This is a genomic window from Thermoflexus sp. (assembly GCF_040289485.1).
GTDB lineage: Bacteria > Chloroflexota > Anaerolineae > Thermoflexales > Thermoflexaceae > Thermoflexus.
This window is the reverse complement of sequence record NZ_PSLG01000110.1, coordinates 1,907-3,395: the sequence shown is the minus strand read 5'-3', so window position 1 is coordinate 3,395 and position 1,489 is coordinate 1,907. Positions and strand designations below refer to the sequence as shown.

The 1,489-nt window shown below is 72.5% G+C and carries 2 protein-coding genes; both read right to left on the bottom strand.

Annotated elements, in window-relative coordinates; translation table 11 throughout:
- Positions 1-126: 126 nt before the first annotated feature.
- Positions 127-795: a winged helix-turn-helix domain-containing protein gene (locus C4313_RS11405; RefSeq protein ID WP_352429973.1), complete on the bottom strand. Its 669-nt coding sequence runs from the start codon at positions 793-795 to the stop codon at positions 127-129.
- A 65-nt stretch (positions 796-860) separates the two neighbouring features.
- Positions 861-1,439 (bottom strand): DUF5666 domain-containing protein, encoded by a 579-nt coding sequence (locus tag C4313_RS11400; protein ID WP_352429972.1) that lies wholly within the window; start codon positions 1,437-1,439, stop codon positions 861-863.
- Positions 1,440-1,489: the final 50 nt, after the last annotated feature.

Below are 1,489 nucleotides of genomic sequence, written 5' to 3'. Positions count from 1 at the left end.
GGCCCGCGCGGCGGCCCGGGCCGCATGGGCCTGCCGGCGCAGCCGAAGGATCCCCGCCCCCGCCGCCAGCAGCACGGCCCCTGTCCCCAACAGCGCCCCCAGCGTCCCCGCGTCCATGCGGGCTCCTCATCCATCGAACCGATAGCCGATGCCGCGCACCGTGACGATGCGCCGGGGGTGGGCCGGGTCTTCCTCGATCTTCTCCCGCAGCCACCGGATGTGGGTGTCCACGGTGCGGGTGTCTACTGGGCACTCCACGCCCCAGACCCGCTCCAGCAGGAAGGCGCGGCTGAGCACGCGGCCGCGGTTCTGGATCAGCGTGGCCAGCAGGTCGAACTCTTTCATGGTCAGCCGCAGTTCCTGCTCCCCCCGGTAGGCCTTGCGGGCCAGGAGGTCCACGGTGAGGTCGCCGGCGGCGAGGCGGGTGGCGGGACGGCCCCGGGCCCGGCGCAGGAGGGCCCGGATGCGGGCGATCAGTTCCCCGGTGTGGAAGGGCTTCACCACGTAATCGTCAGCTCCCGTCTCCAGCCCGATGATCCGATCCACCGGGCCGCTCCGGGCGGTCAACATCAGGATGGGCACGTCGCTTTCTTTCCGGAGGATGCGACAGACGGAGAGACCGTCGAGGGTGGGGAGCATCACGTCCAGGACGATCAGATCGGGGGCGGCGGCGCGGGCCAGTTCCAGCGCCTCACCGCCGTCCCCCGTGGCGAGGACCTCAAACCCCTCCCGACGCAGCTGCTCCGCCAGGGTCTCCCGCAGTGCGGCGTCGTCCTCCACCACCAGCAACCGCATCGCCGGTCCTTGCAGCGATCTTCTTTCCATGCTGGCATGGAGGGGACGCCTCCGCAAGCCGGCGCCTACGGGGAATCCACCGCGAGGACCGCGTCGGCCACGATAGAGCCATCGGGCTGCTGGAAGCCCACCAGGGAGACGACCTGATCCGGACGGAGCGCGCCCTCGACGGCGGTGCTGGGGAGCACAAAGACCCGGCGGCCGTCGATGCGGAAGCCGTCCGGGAGGACGGCTTCGACGGTCCCGTCCATCTCGACCTCCGTGCCGGGGCGCCGCAGCACCTCGATGGCCTCAGCCTGCAGCGCGCCGTCCGGCCGGCGGAGGCCCCAAACGGTGACGTAGATGCCGGGCGGGAGGGGTCCCTCGGGATCCACCGTGGGATCTGCTCCCACCCGCTGCCCGTGGATTCGATAGCCCCCCGGGAGCACCGCTTCGATGACGCCCTCCAGGATCACCACCTCCTCGTTGGAACCTCCGCCCGGGGCGGGCGCCGCCCGGGTCGCCGGCGCCAGCGGCGCGGCCGGGGTAGCCTGGGCCGCCGAGAGAGGAGTGGGGTGCGGAGCCGCTGGAAGGACCCCGCACCCCAGCAGCAGGCCGCTCCCGGCGATCGACAGGGCCAGCCAGAGCCGGTGACAGGCGCTCACCGGATCCCCTCCTCAGAGACGCGGCTCACGGCCGTCGGGTCGGTCGGGGG

What these genes read in the sequence shown, in the direction of transcription:
- C4313_RS11405 (WP_352429973.1), bottom strand. Translation starts at nt 795, where the DNA reads ATGCGGTTGCTGGTGGTGGAGGACGACGCCGCACTGCGGGAGACCCTG.